Annotated in this window: 18 protein-coding genes; 9 read left to right on the top strand and 9 right to left on the bottom strand. The window is 55.6% G+C overall.

What is annotated here, in order from left to right; translation table 11 throughout:
- Positions 1-26 precede the first annotated feature (26 nt).
- From DOQ08_RS01615 to DOQ08_RS01585, 7 genes are all read left to right on the top strand, one after another.
- Positions 27-1,193 (top strand): isovaleryl-CoA dehydrogenase, encoded by a 1,167-nt coding sequence (locus tag DOQ08_RS01615; RefSeq protein WP_114333160.1) that lies wholly within the window; start codon positions 27-29, stop codon positions 1,191-1,193.
- A 168-nt stretch (positions 1,194-1,361) separates the two neighbouring features.
- Positions 1,362-2,969, top strand: coding sequence for a carboxyl transferase domain-containing protein (locus DOQ08_RS01610; RefSeq protein ID WP_114333159.1), 1,608 nt, complete (start codon positions 1,362-1,364; stop codon positions 2,967-2,969).
- Between the two features lie 12 nt (positions 2,970-2,981).
- Positions 2,982-3,788: an enoyl-CoA hydratase-related protein gene (locus tag DOQ08_RS01605; RefSeq protein WP_114333158.1), complete on the top strand. Its 807-nt coding sequence runs from the start codon at positions 2,982-2,984 to the stop codon at positions 3,786-3,788.
- Positions 3,788-5,776 (top strand): acetyl/propionyl/methylcrotonyl-CoA carboxylase subunit alpha, encoded by a 1,989-nt coding sequence (locus DOQ08_RS01600; RefSeq protein ID WP_114333157.1) that lies wholly within the window; start codon positions 3,788-3,790, stop codon positions 5,774-5,776. The genes DOQ08_RS01605 and DOQ08_RS01600 overlap by 1 nt, the downstream gene beginning before the upstream one ends.
- Positions 5,776-6,684, top strand: coding sequence for a hydroxymethylglutaryl-CoA lyase (locus DOQ08_RS01595; RefSeq protein WP_114333156.1), 909 nt, complete (start codon positions 5,776-5,778; stop codon positions 6,682-6,684). Before DOQ08_RS01600 ends, DOQ08_RS01595 begins: the two co-directional genes overlap by 1 nt.
- Entirely contained in the window at positions 6,681-7,259 is a 579-nt protein-coding gene (locus tag DOQ08_RS01590) for a peroxidase-related enzyme (RefSeq protein ID WP_114333155.1), read from the top strand. The genes DOQ08_RS01595 and DOQ08_RS01590 overlap by 4 nt, the downstream gene beginning before the upstream one ends.
- 57 nt (positions 7,260-7,316) lie before the next feature.
- Positions 7,317-8,999, top strand: coding sequence for an AMP-binding protein (locus DOQ08_RS01585; protein ID WP_227537506.1), 1,683 nt, complete (start codon positions 7,317-7,319; stop codon positions 8,997-8,999).
- 56 nt (positions 9,000-9,055) lie between these two features.
- Here DOQ08_RS01585 and DOQ08_RS01580 read toward each other — a convergent pair whose 3' ends face one another.
- A complete protein-coding gene (locus tag DOQ08_RS01580; RefSeq protein WP_114333153.1) occupies positions 9,056-9,964 on the bottom strand; it encodes a bestrophin family protein in 909 nt (302 codons plus the stop codon).
- A 164-nt stretch (positions 9,965-10,128) separates the two neighbouring features.
- On the opposite strand from DOQ08_RS01580, the gene DOQ08_RS01575 reads away from it, so the two are divergent.
- Positions 10,129-10,842 carry an SGNH/GDSL hydrolase family protein gene (locus tag DOQ08_RS01575; RefSeq protein ID WP_114333152.1) on the top strand — a complete coding sequence of 238 codons (714 nt, stop codon included), beginning with the start codon at positions 10,129-10,131 and terminating at the stop codon, positions 10,840-10,842.
- 107 nt (positions 10,843-10,949) lie between these two features.
- The gene (locus tag DOQ08_RS01570; protein WP_114333151.1) at positions 10,950-12,257 is read left to right on the top strand and encodes a short-chain fatty acid transporter; all 1,308 of its coding nucleotides are present in this window, start codon (positions 10,950-10,952) and stop codon (positions 12,255-12,257) included.
- A gap of 59 nt (positions 12,258-12,316) precedes the next feature.
- Here the strand turns inward: DOQ08_RS01570 and DOQ08_RS01565 are convergent, their stop codons facing one another.
- The 8 genes from DOQ08_RS01565 to DOQ08_RS01530 form a co-directional block, all read right to left on the bottom strand.
- On the bottom strand, positions 12,317-13,057 hold the full coding sequence (locus DOQ08_RS01565) for a substrate-binding periplasmic protein (protein WP_114333150.1): 741 nt from the start codon (positions 13,055-13,057) through the stop codon (positions 12,317-12,319).
- A gap of 65 nt (positions 13,058-13,122) precedes the next feature.
- Entirely contained in the window at positions 13,123-13,524 is a 402-nt protein-coding gene (locus DOQ08_RS01560; RefSeq protein ID WP_114333149.1) for a GFA family protein, read from the bottom strand.
- 68 nt (positions 13,525-13,592) lie between these two features.
- The gene (locus DOQ08_RS01555) at positions 13,593-13,901 is read right to left on the bottom strand and encodes a hypothetical protein (protein ID WP_114333148.1); all 309 of its coding nucleotides are present in this window, start codon (positions 13,899-13,901) and stop codon (positions 13,593-13,595) included.
- A 157-nt stretch (positions 13,902-14,058) separates the two neighbouring features.
- Positions 14,059-15,054, bottom strand: a complete 996-nt coding sequence (locus DOQ08_RS01550; RefSeq protein ID WP_114333147.1) for a branched-chain amino acid ABC transporter permease — start codon at positions 15,052-15,054, stop codon at positions 14,059-14,061.
- Positions 15,055-15,056: 2 nt separating this feature from the next.
- Complete coding sequence (locus DOQ08_RS01545; protein WP_114333146.1) at positions 15,057-15,944, bottom strand: branched-chain amino acid ABC transporter permease; 888 nt, start codon at positions 15,942-15,944, stop codon at positions 15,057-15,059.
- Positions 15,945-16,049: 105 nt separating this feature from the next.
- Positions 16,050-17,213 (bottom strand): ABC transporter substrate-binding protein, encoded by a 1,164-nt coding sequence (locus DOQ08_RS01540; RefSeq protein WP_114333145.1) that lies wholly within the window; start codon positions 17,211-17,213, stop codon positions 16,050-16,052.
- A gap of 121 nt (positions 17,214-17,334) precedes the next feature.
- Positions 17,335-18,054, bottom strand: coding sequence for an ABC transporter ATP-binding protein (locus DOQ08_RS01535; protein WP_114333144.1), 720 nt, complete (start codon positions 18,052-18,054; stop codon positions 17,335-17,337).
- Entirely contained in the window at positions 18,051-18,857 is an 807-nt protein-coding gene (locus tag DOQ08_RS01530) for an ABC transporter ATP-binding protein (protein WP_114333143.1), read from the bottom strand. The genes DOQ08_RS01535 and DOQ08_RS01530 overlap by 4 nt, the downstream gene beginning before the upstream one ends.
- Between the last annotated feature and the right edge of the window lie 20 nt (positions 18,858-18,877).

The following is an 18,877-nucleotide window of genomic DNA, read 5'->3' as shown; positions in this document are numbered from 1 at the left end:
ATATCAAAACAAAAAGGTAGCCGACCATGAAGTCACAATACTCAGAGCTGAATTTCGGCCTTGGCGAAACTCTCGACATGCTACGCGAGCAGATTAACAGCTTCGCCGCGTCTGAAATTGCACCCCGGGCCGAGGAAATCGACCGCAACAACGAATTCCCCATGGATCTGTGGCGGAAAATGGGCGACATGGGCTTGCTGGGTATTACCGTCAAAGAAGAATACGGCGGCTCCGACATGGGCTACCTGGCGCACGTCATCGCAATGGAAGAAATCAGCCGCGCGTCCGCCTCTGTGGGCTTGTCCTACGGTGCCCACTCCAACCTGTGCGTGAACCAGATTCACCGCAACGGCACCGAAGAACAAAAACAGAAATACCTGCCGAAGCTCGTCAGCGGTGAGCACGTTGGCGCCCTGGCCATGTCCGAGCCCAACGCCGGCTCCGATGTCATCTCCATGAAGCTCCACGCCCGGGACGAAGGCGACCACTACGTCCTCAACGGCAACAAAATGTGGATCACCAACGGCCCGGACGCAAGCACCTACGTCATCTACGCCAAAACCGATCCAAAAGGCGGCTCGAAAGGTGTCACGGCCTTTATCGTAGAACGCGACTACCCCGGCTTCAGCCGCCACCAAAAACTCGACAAACTCGGCATGCGCGGCTCCAACACCTGTGAACTCGTTTTCGAGGACTGCAAGGTTCCGAAAGAAAACGTACTCGGCGGTGTAGGCAATGGTGCCAAAGTATTGATGAGCGGCCTCGACTACGAACGCCTGGTACTGTCCGGCGGCCCTCTGGGCATCATGCAAGCCGCCCTGGACGTAACCGTGCCTTACATCCGCGAGCGCAAACAGTTCGGCCAGGCCATCGGCGAGTTTGAACTGGTACAAGGCAAAGTTGCCGACATGTACACCTGGATGAACAGCGCGAAATCCTACGTTTACATGGTTGCCATGTCTGCCGACCGCGGAGAAACCACCCGCAAAGACGCCGCCGGCGCCATCCTTTACTCCGCTGAAATGGCCACCAAACTGGCACTGGATGCCATCCAGCTGCTCGGCGGCAACGGCTACATCAACGAATACCCCACTGGCCGCCTACTTCGCGATGCCAAGCTCTATGAAATCGGTGCGGGTACGTCTGAAATTCGCCGGATGCTAATCGGCAGAGAACTCTTCCTGAACAATTAAAGCGAAGAGCCCCAGCTTCCAATGTATGACAAGGGGCTGGAGGGGCGGCGTTCCGAAAATGTCGTAGGCCATGGATGGCCGAAGAGAAGCGCACACGGACGTGCTTGTAGCGGTTTTCGGAACGCCGCCCCTCCAGCCCCGCGCCCCCAACGCGAGGGACCACGACAAATGACAATTCTCCAAAACAAAATAAATCCAAGATCGGACGAATTCCTGGCCAACCAAGAGGCCATGCAGCAAGCCGTCGCCGACCTCCGGGAAAAAGCCGAAAAAATCCACCAAGGTGGTGGCCCTACCTACCAAAAACGCCACACCGACCGAGGCAAACTCCTGCCCCGCGAGCGCATCAACCGCCTGTTGGACGACGGCTCGCCATTCCTGGAAATCGGCCAGTTTGCCGCCTACAACGTCTACGACGAAGAAGTCCCCGCCGCAGGCGTTGTTGCAGGCATCGGACGCGTATCCGGCACCGAATGCATGATCATCGCCAACGACGCCACCGTCAAAGGCGGCAGCTACTACCCGCTAACCGTCAAAAAACACCTGCGGGCACAAGAAATCGCCATGGAAAACCGCCTGCCCTGCATCTACCTGGTAGATTCCGGCGGCGCCAACCTGCCAAGGCAAGACGAAGTCTTCCCGGACCGCGACCATTTCGGCCGCATCTTCTACAACCAGGCCAGAATGTCCGCCGACGACATTCCCCAGATTGCCGTTGTTATGGGCCTGTGCACCGCAGGCGGCGCCTACGTGCCCGCCATGGCCGACGAATCCATCATCGTACGCAATCAAGGCACCATCTTTCTGGCCGGCCCACCACTGGTGAAAGCTGCCACCGGTGAAGTCGTCAGCGCCGAAGACCTCGGCGGAGCCGACGTCCACTGCAAAATCTCCGGTGTTGCCGACCACTACGCGGAAAACGATGCCCACGCACTGGAAATCGCGCGCCGCTGCGTTGCTAACCTGAACCGCCGCAAGCCTGTGCCGGTTGAGGTGCAAAAGCCCAAAGCACCGCTGTACGACCAAAACGAAATATACGGCATCGTCGGCACCGATTTGCGCAAACAGTTTGACGTACGAGACGTGATCTCCCGCATCGTAGACGGCTCAGAATTCGACGAATTCAAACGCTACTACGGTTCCACCCTAGTCACCGGCTTTGCTCACATACATGGCTACCCTGTAGGCATCATCGCCAACAACGGCATCCTGTTCAGCGAATCCGCTCAAAAAGGCGCCCACTTCGTCGAGCTCTGCTGCCAGCGCAATATTCCGCTGCTGTTCCTGCAAAACATCACCGGCTTTATGGTCGGGCAAAAACACGAAGCCGAAGGCATTGCCAAACACGGCGCCAAAATGGTGATGGCCGTGGCCTGCGCCAACGTACCCAAAATCACCGTCCTGATCGGTGGCAGCTACGGTGCCGGCAACTACGGCATGTGTGGCCGAGCCTACAGCCCGGACTTCCTGTGGATGTGGCCCAACGCCCGCATCTCCGTGATGGGCGGTGAACAGGCTGCTGGTGTACTGGCCCAGGTTCGTAGAGAAGGCATGGAGCGCAAAGGCCAAAGCTGGAGCGCCGAAGAAGAAGCCGAATTCAAAAAGCCGATCACCGAAACCTATGAGCACCAAGGCCACCCGTACTACGCCAGTGCGCGCCTGTGGGATGACGGCGTCATCGACCCGGCCCAGACACGCGAAGTGGTCGCCCTGAGCCTGTCTGCCACCCTCAACCGACCCGCCAAGCCAACGCGCTTTGGCGTGTTCCGCATGTAAAGGAGCGCCGACATGTCACAACAACACTCAGCGGTTCTGATGCACCAGCGGGATAACGGCATCTCCGAGATTGTGCTCAACCGACCGGACAAACGAAACGCGTTCGACGACGTCATCATTCAGCAGCTTATTCAGGCTTTCGAATACGTCGACCGTGACCCGGAAACCCAGATTGTCATCCTGCGTTCGGAAGGCAAACACTTCTCCGCCGGCGCGGATTTAGGCTGGATGCGCCGCATGGCAGAGAACACGCGCCAGGAAAATCTGGACGACTCCCGAGAACTGGCCCGGCTGATGAATACGCTCAACCACCTGTCCAAGCCGGTGATCGGCCTGGTTCAGGGTGCAGCCTTCGGCGGTGCGGTGGGCCTGGCAGCCTGTTGCGATATCGTCTTGGCGACACAGTCTGCCAGCTTCTGCCTGAGCGAAGTCAAACTTGGGCTCATCCCCGCCGCCATCAGCCCTTACGTTGTTCGGGCCATTGGGGAACGACAAGCTCGGCGTTATTTCCTCTCAGCCGAAGTGTTCAGCGCGAGCGAAGCACAACAATTCGGGCTGGTGCATATGGTTTGCGACGACGAACAGGCGCTGCAGGCTCGATGCGACGAACTACTGAAACAAATGGCCAATAACGGCCCAGAGGCCATGAAAGCCGCTAAGGATCTGGTCTTTGCCGTTAGCCACAAGCCCATCACCGCAGACCTGATCGACGATACCGCACAGCGCATCGCCGACATTCGCGTGGGCGCAGAAGGTCAGGAAGGGCTCAGCGCCTTCCTGAACAAACGAAAGGCCAGTTGGATTCCGGAGACACAATAATGTTTAACAAGATCCTGATTGCCAACCGGGGCGAAATCGCCTGCCGGATTATCCAAACCGCTCACCGTATGGGCATCCGCTGCGTGGCGGTATATTCCGAAGCCGATGCAGACGCACGACACGTTGCCATGGCAGACGAAGCGTTTCTGATTGGCCCCGCGGCCAGCTCCGAGAGCTACCTGAAAGCCGACAAAATCATTGAAGTCGCGAAAGAAAGCGGTGCTCAGGCGATCCATCCCGGTTATGGGTTCCTGTCCGAGAACACCGATTTCGCCGAAGCCTGCGAAGCCAACGGCATAGCCTTCATCGGCCCCCCCTCTTCGGCCATTGCGGCCATGGGTTCCAAGTCAGCCGCCAAGGCGATCATGGAAAAAGCCGGAGTACCGCTGGTGCCCGGCTATCACGGCAGCGACCAAGACCCGGAACTTTTGAGAAAAGAAGCCGAGAACTGCGGTTTCCCGTTGCTGCTTAAAGCGGTCGCCGGTGGCGGCGGTAAAGGCATGCGAGTGGTCGAAAACATGGGCGAGTTTGACGACGCTCTGGCCGCCGCCAAGCGTGAAGCAAAGAACGCCTTCGGCAACCCGGACATGCTGATTGAGCGTTACCTGACCCAGCCCCGGCACGTCGAGATCCAAGTGTTCTGCGACCAGCACGGCAACGGCATTTACCTCGCCGAACGTGACTGCTCTGTGCAGCGCCGACACCAGAAAGTACTGGAAGAAGCCCCGGCACCGGGCCTGAGCGAAGAAACCCGTAAAGCCATGGGTGACGCGGCTGTTCGGGCCGCCCAAGCCATCAATTACGTGGGCGCAGGCACCGTCGAGTTTCTGTACGACGTAGACGGCTCCTTCTTCTTCATGGAAATGAACACCCGCCTGCAGGTGGAACACCCTGTCACCGAAATGGTCACCGGTCAGGACTTGGTGGAATGGCAGCTGAAAGTCGCCTGGGGTGATCCTCTGCCTCTGGTGCAGGAACAAGTCAAAACCCGCGGTCACGCCATCGAGGCGCGAATCTATGCGGAAGACCCGGATCAAGACTTTCTGCCGGCTACCGGCACCCTTCGCTACCTGAGCACCCCGGCCGAATCCGCTCACGTGCGCGTGGATACAGGCGTAACCGAAGGCGACGATATCAGCATCCATTACGACCCGATGATCGCCAAGCTAATCGTCTGGGACGAAACCCGGGGTCAAGCGGTCAACCGCATGGTCCAGGCGCTGGAGCATTATCGCATTGCCGGCCTGAAAACCAACATCCGGTTCCTGCATGCAACCGTGGACAGCCAACCTTTCCGCGAAGCGGACCTGACCACCAACTTTATTGCCACTCATGAAACCTTGCTGTTTCCAAAGCCAAAACTGGATCTGGACAAGGCCTTGGTGCTGGCCGCCGGCTTTATTCTGGAACACCGGAAATCTGTGGAACCGGTTACCGCTGATCCGTGGTCGCCGTTTGGCCGCAAGAACAGCTGGCGCATGAATTCGGAATTCGCACAGCCACTGTCCTTACAGGTGGGTGACGATATCCACGAGTTGAAAATTCTGGAGCGGGACGACCGATATCAGGTTCTCGTTGACGGCAGCGTTTACCACTTGAATGCCCGCCTGGACGAAGACTACCTGCAAGCGGTTCTCAATGGCCACCGCTTGAGCGTACACGGCAACCTGCACAATAACGAGCTGGTGCTGTTCTACGAAGGTGACACCTTCAAATGCACCGTTTACCAAGAGTCTTACGGCCTTGAAGATGTGGCTGGCGAAGGCAGCCTGGCCGCCCCGATGAACGGCGCCATTGTGGCCGTACAAGCCAAAGTGGGCGACAAGGTAACCGCCGGGCAAAACCTGGTGATCATGGAAGCCATGAAAATGGAGCACGCCATTAAGGCACCGGCCGACGGTGTGGTCAGCGAAATTTTCTACGCCGAAGGGGATCAGGTAGCCGAAGGCGCGGAATTAATCGCCATCGACACCGAGGAGGCAGAGTAATGGCCTTTCCGAAACAGGTTCGGCTGGTGGAAATGAGCCCCCGGGACGGTCTGCAGAACGAACCCGGCGAAGTGATTGCCACCGCCATCAAAACCGGGTTGATTGACCGCCTGGCGGATTGCGGCCTGAGCCACATTGAAGCGGCCAGCTTCGTGTCACCGAAGTGGGTTCCCCAGATGGGGGATGCGGCCGACGTAATGGCCGGCATCACCCGCAAAGCCGGGGTTCGCTACTCTGCCCTCACCCCGAACCTGAAAGGGTTCGAAGGTGCACTGGCAGCAAAGGCCGATGAAGTCGCGGTCTTTGGTGCGGCCTCGGAGGCGTTCACGCAAAAGAACATCAATTGCAGCATTGCCGAAAGTCTCGAACGTTTTGGTCCGGTGATTGAAGAAGCCCGCAAGCACGGCATTCCTGTGCGCGGCTATGTGTCTACCGTAATGGGTTGCCCATACGAAGGGGACATTGCACCCGAGAAGGTCGCCACCGTGGCCAAGGCGCTTTACGACATGGGCTGCCACGAGATTTCTCTGGGCGACACCATCGGTGTGGGCACACCACTGAAAGCCAAACGTATGCTAGAAGCGGTCGCCGCTCATGTTCCGATGAACAAACTGGCCGCCCACTTCCACGACACCTACGGTCAGGCATTGGCAAACCTTTATGCCGTGCTCGAAGAAGGCGTGAGTGTGATCGATGCTTCGGTTGCAGGACTGGGCGGCTGCCCCTACGCCAAAGGCGCATCCGGCAACGTAGCCACCGAAGACGTGCTATATCTTCTGAACGGATTGGGCATAGACACCGGCGTTGACCTGAACAAACTGGTTACCACCGGCGACTGGATCAGTCAGCAACTAAATCGCCACAACGGCTCGAAAGTCGGTCAGGCGTTAGGAGGACTCTGCCAATGAACCAAAATAAGAATGTGGTTGCTCTGGATCTGCCGATTCCCGAGATCAGCAATCTCCCTGAAGACACCAAAAAGTACTTCGAGATCTGCCAGGAAAAGCTGGGCATGATCCCCAACGTACTGACCGCCTATAGCCAAAACTTGCCCCAGCTGGAAGGCTTTACCCGCCTGTACAACGAGTTGATGTTGGGTGAAGGCGAACTCTCCAAGCTGGAGCGGGAAATGGTCGCGGTAGTGGTCTCTTCCGAGAACAAATGCTTTTACTGTCTGGTCGCCCACGGTGCCGCCGTTCGCGTACTCAGCGGTGACCCGGCGCTGGGCGAGCATCTGGTCATGAACTACCGCAGTGCCAAGCTGGACCCGCGTCAGCGGGCCATGCTGGATTACGCTTCTCACCTCACCCGTTCTCCGGCCACGGTTGCTGAACAGGAAATTCAAGCACTGCGGGATGCCGGATTCAGTGATAGAGCCATTTGGGACCTGAGCAATCTGGTGGGTTTCTACAACATGTCCAACCGTGTTGCGATCGCCAGCGATATGCAGCCCAACCCCGAATACCACAGTCAGAGCCGCTAGCAAGCGCGTGATTTGCCAGCCCTCGAATACAACAACAATGGAGGCAGAGAGATGAGCATGACTCTCCCAAGTTACACCAGCGGTATTGCCGACAAGCCCCTACTGGGCATGACCATCGGCGACATGCTGGACCGCACCGCGCAACAATATCCGGACAACGACGCTCTGGTGTGCCTGCATCAGGACATTCGTTGGACCTACAAAACGTTCGTCGAAAAGGTGAACGAGGCAGCCCGCGCCTTCCTCGCCGTTGGCGTGAAAAAAGGCGATCGGGTGGGCATCTGGTCACCCAACCGTTACGAATGGACGGTCACCCAATTTGCCACCGCCAAAGTGGGCGCGATTCTGGTTAACATCAATCCTTCCTATGGCGTGCACGAGCTTCAGTATGCCCTGAATCTGGCGGGTATCAGCGTCTTGGTAACAGCAGACAGTTTTAAAGCATCCAATTACCGCGAAATGCTTTACCAACTGGCACCGGAGCTGAAACAAAGCGAAGCCGGAAAGCTGAATGCCGAAGACGCACCGGACCTGCGCGCCATCATTAACGTTCACGACAACAAACACGACGGCATGTGGACATGGCAGGAATTTCTTGGCTTTGCCGATCAGGTATCGGCAGCGGATCTCGAGAAGCGCCAAAGCACACTGCAGTTCGATGATCCCATCAACATACAGTTTACCTCCGGCACCACCGGCAACCCCAAAGGGGCCACCCTCACCCACCACAATATTCTGAATAACGGCTATTTCGTGGGTGAAAGCCAGCGCCTGACTGAAAACGACCGCTTGGTTATTCCTGTGCCGTTGTACCACTGTTTCGGCATGGTCATGGGGAACCTTGGCTGTATTACCCACGGCAGCGCCATGATCTACCCCGGAGAAGGATTTGATCCCAAGGCGGTCCTGCAGGCGGTGCATCAGGAAAAAGCCACGGCACTCTACGGCGTACCGACGATGTTCATCGCCGAATTGGCGGAACCAGACTTCGAAAGCTACGACCTGTCCACGCTTCGCACCGGGATCATGGCCGGCTCTATCTGCCCTGCCGAGGTGATGAAGAAAGTAAACAGCAAAATGAACATGAAAGAAGTTCAAATTGCCTATGGCATGACAGAAACCAGCCCGGTTTCCACCCAGACCAGCTCTCTGGACCCATTCGAGAAACAGGTCACCACCGTGGGCCGCACTCAACCTCATCTGGAGACCAAGATCGTCGATCCAGGTAACGGGAACGTCGTGCCGCGAGGCGAGATCGGCGAACTCTGCACCCGCGGCTACAGCGTCATGCTGAAGTACTGGAACAACGAAGAAAAAACCCGCGAAGCCATCGACGAAAACGGCTGGATGCACACCGGCGATTTGGCCACCATGGACGACGAAGGCTACGTTCAGATTGTTGGCCGCATCAAGGACATGGTGATTCGGGGCGGCGAGAACATCTACCCGAAGGAAATTGAAGAGTTCTTCTACACCCACCCTGCCATCGAAGAAGTCCAGGTCACAGGTATACCCGATGACAAGTACGGCGAAGAACTGATTGCCTGGGTCAAATTCCGGCCCGACGCAGAGCCCGTCAGTGCAGACGACCTTCAGGCCTTCTGCAAAGGCAAGATCGCGCACTTCAAGATTCCACGAAACTACAAGTTTGTGGATGAATTCCCCATGACCGTTACCGGGAAAATCCAGAAATTCAAAATGCGGGAAGTTTCGATTGAAGAGCTGGGGCTAAAAAAATAGCTCCCTCACAAGACCAATGAAAACAAAAGGCCTCCGGAATTCCGGGGGCCTTTTTCTTATTGCAGTTGAAACTCGACCGGCTGCAGAGGCTCGGGAGCACACTCCCCCAGTGCTTCCGCAATACTGATTTCATGAATTCTGCAGATGGCATCCAGCGGCAAGTCATTCGCGTTGCGGCCAAACGGAAACTCCAGCTGCTCTGACAAGCGATCCAACCCAAAGAAGGTATAAGCCACAATCGCGGTGAATACCGGCGTGAACCAACCGGCAACGCCCACCAAACCAAACGGCAGCATGTAGCAATACACATAGGCCGTGCGATGAGCCAACAACGTGTAAGCGAAGGGCAAAGGCGTATGAGCGATCCGTTCCGAGGCAGCCTGAATACCCGCCAGTTCATGCAAATGCCGATCGATGGCCGCGGCTGCAATCGAGTCTAGCTCGCCAACTTGAAAAGCCTCTGCCACGACCTCTCCCGCCTTCTGAAGCATGAACGCCGCTGGATTCTGAGTCCGCAATGCTGCGTCGATTAATTCTTTAGACAATGACGAAGGCAAATCCAGACGAACGTCTTCGCTTCGCAACTGCCCTCTGAGTAAATGGGTGTGCGCCAGGCTTCGCATCAACAGCTCTCTGCGCCGTTCCGGATTCAGGTAAATACCGCCTGTCCTCGCTAGACTGCGAATCTCATAAACCATGTGTCCCCAATGCTTACGGGCCTCCCACCAACGATCGTAAGTGGCGGTATTGCGCACGCTCAAAAAGATGGACAGCGCAATGCCCATAATGGTGAATGGCAACAGGCTATAGTCCACAATGCCATCCAGATAGTGATGGCGAGATACCCATGTCACCCCTGCCGCAAACAACCCTGTCAGCACAATATGAGGCAGGATATGAGGCACCACCGAGCCTTTCCAGGCCAGCATTAATCTCAGAGCACCGGGGCGATCACGTACTATCATGAAGCAGGTCTCCAATTGTAGGCCAAGGCCCTATCGATCGGAGCAGAATTACACCACATCGTTAACAACTGCAGCAAAGCCTTTCATCAGATGAGACAACGACCATCCCCTCATTCCCCGCTTCGCGCTATGATGAATCATCTCATTGTTTGGAAGGACGCAACATGCACGCACCGTTCTGGCTGACCACGGCCCTGCTGTCTCCGATCTTGCTGTATCAGGGTAAACGAGCCCGGCGAGACACGCCTAGATTGCCCGAAGCAAGCGGTGCCAAAAGCGGCCAGTATGGGGAAGGGGCGCCCGAGTTTCGCTTACTGGTACTTGGGGAATCAACGGCTGCCGGGGTCGGGGTTGCCACCCACAAAGAGGGCCTTGCCAGCCAGTTGGCCATCCGGCTGCACCAACGCACCGGCAAAACCGTTGGTTGGCAGACCTTCGGTGTGAACGGCATTCGCCTTGGCAACCTGCTAAACACACTGGCCTCTGAAAGCCTGCCACCCGCGAATTCTATTGTGCTGAGCATGGGCGTTAACGACACCACCGGCTTTACCTCCCGAGCCCGGTTCCGGCAGCATCTGCAAACATTGCGCGCGGCCATCGCGCCACTCTCTCCTGCACCGATCACTCTGCTTAGCGTGCCGCCCATGGAAAAGTTCACCGCGCTCCCGTCACCCCTCCGGCACATTATGGGTTGGAGAGCGCGACAACTGGATCGGATCTACCAAGATCTTGCCAAACGAACGCCCAACGACTTTCGCTATCTGAATTACCCCACGGTCGAAGATCCATCCCTGCTCGCCAGCGATGGCTACCACCCCAGCCAACGTGGGTATCAGTTCATTGCCGAGGCTCTTTCTGAGCAAGATTGGGGGCTCTAACCCGGCCTTTTTTGGGCAACGCTCGCGGCATTGGCCTTTGGTCGACAATACGCTCTCCTTATTGCTTGGTACCATAACCAAGTTAAAAAATAACAATGGAGAACAGCATGTTAGAGCGCGCATCCAAACCTATGGTAAGTTTGGTGGAGAAGTATCTGCCAGACCCTTACCTGTTCGTGATTATCCTCACCCTGCTCACGTTCGTATCGGCCATGCTCTTCGAGGGCCATGGCCCCATGGCAGTAGTCGAAATGTGGGGCAACAGCTTCTGGAACCTGCTGACGTTTTCCATGCAAATGCTGCTGGTCCTGGTCACCGGGTTCATGATGGCCAGTACGCCACTCGTTCGCGGGATTCTAAACCGCATTGCCAGCCTGGCGAAAACGCCCGGACAAGCGATCGTCCTGGTGACCTTCATTGCTTTGGTCGCAAGCTGGATTAACTGGGGCTTCGGCCTCGTGGTTGGCGCACTGTTCGCGAAAGCACTGGCTCGCCAAATCCGGGTTCACTACCCACTGTTGGTTGCCAGTGCCTACTCGGGCTTCATCGTGTGGCACGGCGGCCTCGCCGGCTCAATCCCACTGACCATCGCTACAGACGGCCACTTCAGCGCAAGTGCAATCGGCATCATCGATACCAGCGAAACCATCTTCGCGTTCTTCAACCTGGCCATCGTTGTTGCACTGTTCATCGTGGTACCTCTGGTGAATCGCCTGATGCTGCCTGCAGAAAAAGACAGCGTTTACGTGGACCCGAAACTACTCGACGACGAACCAGATACTGCGGTGGTCATCAACCGCCCTGCAGACCATCTGGAAAACAGTCGGATTCTGGCGTGGCTGATTGGTTTCAGCGGTTTGGCCTTCATTTTCCAGTATTTTCTGGATAATGGCGGCCTGAACCTGAACATCGTGAACTTCATGTTCCTGTTCATCGCGATCATCCTTCACCAAACCCCAAAGCGCTTGCTGGCAAGCTTGAACGAAGGAGTTAAAGGTGGAGCGGGCATTGTTATCCAGTTCCCCTTCTATGCCGGCATCATGGGCGTGATGACCGCATCCGGCCTCGCGGCCAGCATTTCTGCTGGATTTGTGTCCTTCGCAAGTGCTGAGAGCCTGCCGTTCTGGAGCTTTATCAGTGCGGGGCTGGTGAATATTTTCGTGCCATCCGGCGGCGGCCAGTGGGCCGTGCAAGCGCCGGTGATGTTGCCAGTTGCCCAGGAACTGGGTGTAGAGATTCCCCGAGTCGCCATGGCTGTAGCCTGGGGCGATGCCTGGACGAACTTGCTGCAACCCTTCTGGGCACTGCCCGTGTTGGCCATCGCCGGGTTAAAAGCCAAGGACATTATGGGCTACTGCCTGATGCTGCTCATCATTACCGGAGTCATCATCAGCATTGGTCTGACCTGGCTCTAACGTTTCCTGCCCATAAAAAAACCGGGAGCAAATAGCTCCCGGTTTTTCTGCAAAGTGACCTAATTGGCTGACTGAATCGAGATGGGGCGGTCCGGCGGTGGCAGTGTGGGCAACATGGCGTCCACGTCAATCTTGTGGGTCGCGAAGAACGCTTCAACGGCTTCAATCAAAGCCGCTTCGGTTTTCAGGATGCCTAGATAGACCGGCCATTCTGCGTCTACCAAGTCTGTGGTGTAGGTGGTTGGGTCAAAGTTCCCCTGCAGCGCCAGGAACCGGAACTCTGTTTCGTTCATCACGACGTAATCGCATCGCTTACTCAGAAACATACGCAGCATATGCTGGACGTTGTATGCGTGAAGACGCACCAGGTCGGCCCCCATCCTTTGCTCGAGTTGATCACTGTAGACAAACCATTTACGCAGACAGATGCGGCCCTGAAGTTCATCAAATGAATCTGGTTTTAGGCCAGGTTGCGCGTACACACGGTCGCGCCAGGTTAACACCGGTCCAACGGCGTGCATTCGATCCGGCGACGGCATCCATCGCGGGTTGGCGAAAACTGCGTTGGCAAGGCCATTTTCCAAGGCCCAGGCTTGCCGTTTGCGCGCCATTAAGCGGAATTCGGAGGCAATACCAGTTTCCAAGGAGAATTCGTTGATCACCTCAACGAAAATACCTTTGTCTAGGGTTTTACCGTAGTAAAACGGCAGAAAACCATCGTCTGCGCCCATAATCCGTAGCGTTTGGGACGAAACGGGAAGGGTCCACAAAGCTAAAATAAACAGCAGGCCTATTCTCATTGGGCACCCGTCAATGATGCAGCGCAGGCACGTTCGCCAACAACCACTGATTATGTGATGGTAGCTCAATCTGGCAGTCCCTCAAACTTTGGCAACTCCCCAAATTCGCCACTCCAAGCTGCTTGGCTGGATGAAAAGATGTGCGCTGTGGGTGCCATAGAAAGGTTAGTGTCTAAGCACCCCGCGGGAACAACAAGTAAACCTGCGTCCTGAGTGCTTGGCAATGCAGAGCCACACACCTTACAAAAGCTTTTGTTGTGGCGAGTACCTGGGAGCGTAAATGACGTCACTGCACCTGCACCCGACCGCCAAACCAATTGAGCTGACTGTGAGAACAGATTCGCCGCATAAGCCGACCCCGTATCTTTTTGGCAGTGCTGACAATGACACAAGTAAAAGTTATCAAAATCACCGTTTACCAAAAAGCTCACGGTGCCGCACAGACAAGATCCAAAATATTCTGCCATCAGAACCTCTTATCTGGCTTGGAGCGCGAGCTGAGAGACGGCCCCGTTGATGCATTGGTTAACTGAAGTTAGCGGTACCACGCGTTTGGATACCTTTGCCCAAGGTACATCAGCCAGTACTCTTGTTTATCAATTGAGAGTTTTTTCATTGCGATAGGACGCACCGCGAAGTAAACCACAACCTGATTCACGACTGCTTGAATGAGAAAGATCAGCATTAATCCTGTAAAAAGCCACCAGTTAGGTCCTGAATTAGTGCTAAGACGCTCGAAAAGCGGTACCCAAAGAAAAAGCGCACCCATCGCCGGGAAGAAACTTAGAACTCCCAATGTCAGAATCAGCGTACGATATCCGAACTTCAGCTTATTCATTTCCATGGGGAGAGCGACTCGTTCAGTTAACAGCTGATTATACGAAAGCGCTCGTATAATTCCGTGAATTCGGTAGGCGTCGATCTTCGCGCAGAGGGATTGCGTCGTGATGCTGCGCTCTCCGGCACACCATAGCGTGCCGGAGGAGTCAGAACAGCTTCATTTAGCCAAGATTTTTCTTCATGAACTTCTGGATCTCACCCACGATACCGCTGCGGAAAGCCAACACGGTGAGCACGAAGATGCCGCCCAGTATTGGGTCTACCCAATCCCGCAGCGGCCCTTGGGCCAACTGATATTCCACGTTGACCACAAAGGTGGCACCAACGACCGGGCCCAATAACGTGCCCATACCGCCAACCAGCGTCATCAGGATGACTTCACCCGACATGTGCCAGTGAGCGTCGTTCAGGGAGGCGAGCTGGAACACCACAGACTTCATGGAACCGGCCAGCCCGGCCAGTGCCGCTGAGATGACAAAAGCGAGAATCTTATAGCGATCCACGTTGTAACCCAGAGATACCGCCCGCGGCTCGTTTTGCTTGATCGCTTTCAGAACCTGACCAAAGGGACTACTGACAATCCGCTGCACCAGAAGATAACAGCCAATGAAGACCGCCAGCACGACATAGTACATGTTCATGTTGTTTTCCAAGTCGAGCAGACCAAACAACTTCCCTCTTGGAATCCCGTGCATACCATCTTCCCCTCCGGTGAAATCCGACTGCACGTAGAAGAAGAACACCAGCTGCGCCAAAGCCAGAGTCACCATCGCAAAGTAGATACCCTGCCGGCGAATGGACAGCAACGCGAAAGCGGTGCCCATTACCGTGGCCGCCAGTGTGCCGGCGAGAATACCCACCTCGGTGGTCAGCCCGGAATAGTGACTTAACAGATAGCCAGTGGTATATCCGCCGGTCGCCAAGAACGCCGCATGCCCGAACGACAAGAGGCCGGTGAACCCGAACAGCAGGTTGAAGGCCACCGCGAACAGTGCGAAGCACAGTATCTTCATCAAAAAGACCGGATACAAAGCAAAGGGCGCGGCCAGCAACAGCAGCAACAAAACGCCATTCACCATCATCTTCTTACGGTCCTGGGCCTTTTGTTGCTCAACAATAACCTTATGGATGTCGGCAGGGTTAACAGAGTTATTCATGGCTATGCCTCCTTACCGAACAAGCCGTTGGGTCGGAACATCAGCACGACGACCATCACCAGAAAGATAATGGCGGACGATGCAGGCGGGTAAAAAGTTTTGGTGAGGCCTTCAATCACGCCCATCAAGATGCCGGTGATGATCGCGCCGCCAATGGACCCCATACCACCGATTACCACCACCGCAAACACCACAATGAGCGTGTTGGAGCCCATCACCGGCGTTACGGAGTATATCGGCGCGGCAAGCACACCCGCGAAGGCGGCCAGCATCACACCAAATCCGTAGGTCAGGCTGACCAGAAGCGGTACGTTGATGCCAAAGCCCTGCATGAGCTGAGAATCTTCAGTGCCAGCTCGCAGATAGGCTCCGAGTTTGGTTTTCTCGATAACAAACCAGGTGCCGAAACATACGAGTAGAGCCACCACGATTACCCAAGCCCGGTAGTACGGCAGGAACATGAAGCCCAAGTTAATGCCGCCCTTGAACAGATCCGGCATGGAATAGCGTAGCCCCGATACCCCGTAAATATTGGTTAACACGCCCTGTATGATGAGCGCGACACCAAAGGTCAGCAGCAAGCTGTAGATGTGATCCTGACCGGCAATGCGCCGGAGCAGAAAATACTCGATGAGTATGCCGAATGCCCCTACCAATAGCGGAGCTAAAAACAGCGCTACCCAGTAATTGACACCCATCATGTCAAAGAGAACTACGGTAACCAAAGCACCAAGCATGTACATGGCGCCGTGGGCAAAGTTGATAATCTTCAGTAGGCCAAAGATAACTGCGAGGCCAAGGCTCAACAGCGCGTAGAACGCTCCGTTGATAACGCCGATCAATAGCTGGCCGGAAAGCACAGCAAGGGGGACGCCGAAAATCATGGTCATATTGCTTTCTCCACAAGCAGTGCAGGCGTTGTTGTTATTCTGTCTGTTGGCAGGCGATTGCCCGGCGAGGTCTGCGATGAGACTTGCCGGGCAAGGCTGGCTAATTTACATCTTTACCAGTTTGCACTTGCTCTGGGAGAGCGGACGGTAAGCTTCTTCAGCCGGAATGGTCCGCAGGATCTTGTACAGATCCCAGTCAGACTTGGACTCTGCCGGTGTTTTCACTTCCGCCAGATACATATCGTGCACCATCCGGCCGTCAACACGGATTTTGCCGTTCTTGGCAAACATGTCGTTGATGGGCGTATCCATCATCTGCTTGCGTACGGTCTGGGCGTCATCCGAACCGGCTGCTGCAACAGAATTCAGGTAATGCATCGTGCTGGAATAGATACCCGCATGCACCATCGTCGGGCGTACACCGGTTTCTTTCATAAAGCGATCAGACCACTCACGGGTTTCATCGTTCATGTCCCAATACCAACCGGTTGTCAGCTGGATACCTTGTGCCGTTTCAGCGCCAAGTGCGTGAACGTCTGTCAGGAACAGCAGCAATGCAGCCAACGTTTGGCCCGACTGAGTCAAACCAAACTCACTGGCGGTGGTGATGGCGTTGGTGGTGTCAGAACCGGCGTTCGCCAAGCCCACCACGTCAGCACCTGAAGCCTGAGCCTGCAGAATGAAGGATGAAAAATCCTGGGTCGGGAATGGATGGCGCACCGCACCAATCACTTCACCACCGTTTGCTTCAACCACCTGCCGGACATCGCTCTCCAGCGAATGTCCAAACGCGTAGTCGGCGGTCAGCATGTACCAGGCCTTGCCACCTTCTTTGACCACAGCGCTGGCGGTGCCGTTGGCCAGTGGATAGGTGTCGTAAACGTAGTGGATATGATTCGGCGTGCAGTGCTCATTGGTGATGCTGGAGGCTGCCGATCCGGAAATGATACCTAACCGATCATTTTCTTCGAGGATCTTACTTACGGCGATCGATACTGAAGACGCCACCATACCGGCAACCATATCAACGTCTTCATTCTCAACCCAGCGTCTGACGGTGCTTGAAGAGGTATCCGGACTGTTGCGGTCGTCAGCACTCACGACTTCGATCTTGGCGCCGTTCACTTTTCCGCCAAAATCTTTGATCGCCATTTCCAGTGCTTTCAAGCCATTAGGGCCGGCCAAGTCGCGGTAGGTACCGGACATGTCAGCCAGATAACCAATCTTTACCGTATTGTTCGAGATTTCCGCCTGCGCGCCACCCACCATCAAGGTGGATGCAACGGCTGAAGCAAGAAGTTTTTTTCATCATTGTCATTGTTATATCTCCGATACTGTCTTGCGTTGGTTCGTTTTGTTGTTGCTTTTGTTGCTCTCGATCTTTCCGGGTTCAGACCCCCAGATAGCCATCCAGCACCGACTGCTTGGCAGCAAGTTCGTTGGCGTGAATTTCTTCTACAATTTGACCGTGCTCCATCACGTAATGGCGATCCGCCAACGGCGCTGCAAAATGGAAGTTTTGCTCTACCAAAACGATGGTCAGACCTTTGTTTTTAAGTGCGATTAACACTTCGCCCAGTTTTTCGACGATGACGGGGGCGAGCCCTTCAGTGATTTCGTCCAGCAACAGCATGTTGGCTCCCGTGCGCAGGATCCGCGCCATGGCCAGCATTTGCTGCTCACCTCCCGACAGCTTGGTGCCTTGACTGAACCGGCGTTCGTAGAGATTCGGGAACATGGTGTAAATTTCTTCGAGGCTTAGCCCACCGCTGCGAACAACGGGCGGTAACGTCAGGTTCTCCTGCACGCTGAGCGACGCAAAGATACCCCGGTGTTCAGGGCAATACCCCACGCCCAAACGGGCAATGTGGTGAGGTGCGCACCGCATGGTATCTTCACCGTTGATCGAAATAGTGCCGGTACGCCGTCCCACCATGTTCATGATGGCCTTAAGCGTAGTACTACGCCCTGCACCATTGCGGCCCAGCAACGTCACCAACTCGCCTCGATTAACCACCATGTCTATACCGTGCAGAATGTGCGATTCGCCGTAAAAAGCGTGCAACCCTGAGAGACGCAATTGTTCGTACTCACGATCCGAGTGACTCATTGGGCCGCCTCCACATTGTCGTCTTCGGCACCGGCAACGCCGCGTTCGCCACTGCCATCGCTGCCCATATAGACTTCTCTGACCTGCGGGTCGGCGGACACCGTCTGATAGTCACCTTCAGTCAAGACGGCACCCTGAGCGAGCACGGTGATCCGGTCACACAACTTACTCACCACGCTGAGGTTGTGTTCCACCATCAACACGGTGCGGCCTTGAGCGGCCTTACGAACGAGCTCGACAACCCTGTCCACATCTTCGGAACCCATGCCCTGAGTAGGCTCATCCAGCAACAAAAGTTCCGGCTCCATGGCCAGAGTGGTCGCCAGCTCCAAAGCCCTTTTGCGGCCATAGGCCAGCTCTACGGTCGTGGTGTTGGCGTATTCCGCCAAGCCGACCGATTCCAGCAATTCCATGCTGCGTTCATTGAGCTTATTCAGAGAATTGCCGCTCTTCCAAAAGCTGAAAGACGTGCCTTCGGCGGTTTGCAACGCCACCCGGATATTCTCCAGTGCCGTCATGTGCGGAAATACCGCGGAAATTTGGAACGAACGAATGATGCCCTTCCGGGCAATGGCGGGCGATTTCAGCGACGTAATGTCTTCACCCTTGTAAAGAATCTGACCGCGGGTGGGGATCAGGAATTTGGTAAGCAGGTTGAACACCGTGGTCTTGCCGGCCCCATTGGGCCCGATAAGAGCGTGGATGTCCCCCTGGCGGATCTTCAGATTGACGTCATTAACGGCAACGAAGCCCTTGAATTCCTTGATCAGGTTGCGGGTCTCGAGAACGTACGGTTCACTCATGAGCCACTCGACCTTTTTAT

The sequence above is a fragment of the Marinobacter litoralis genome (genome assembly GCF_003336705.1).
GTDB lineage: Bacteria > Pseudomonadota > Gammaproteobacteria > Pseudomonadales > Oleiphilaceae > Marinobacter > Marinobacter litoralis.
The sequence above is the reverse complement of the archived record's forward strand: the minus strand, read 5'-3'. Positions and strand labels throughout refer to the sequence as shown.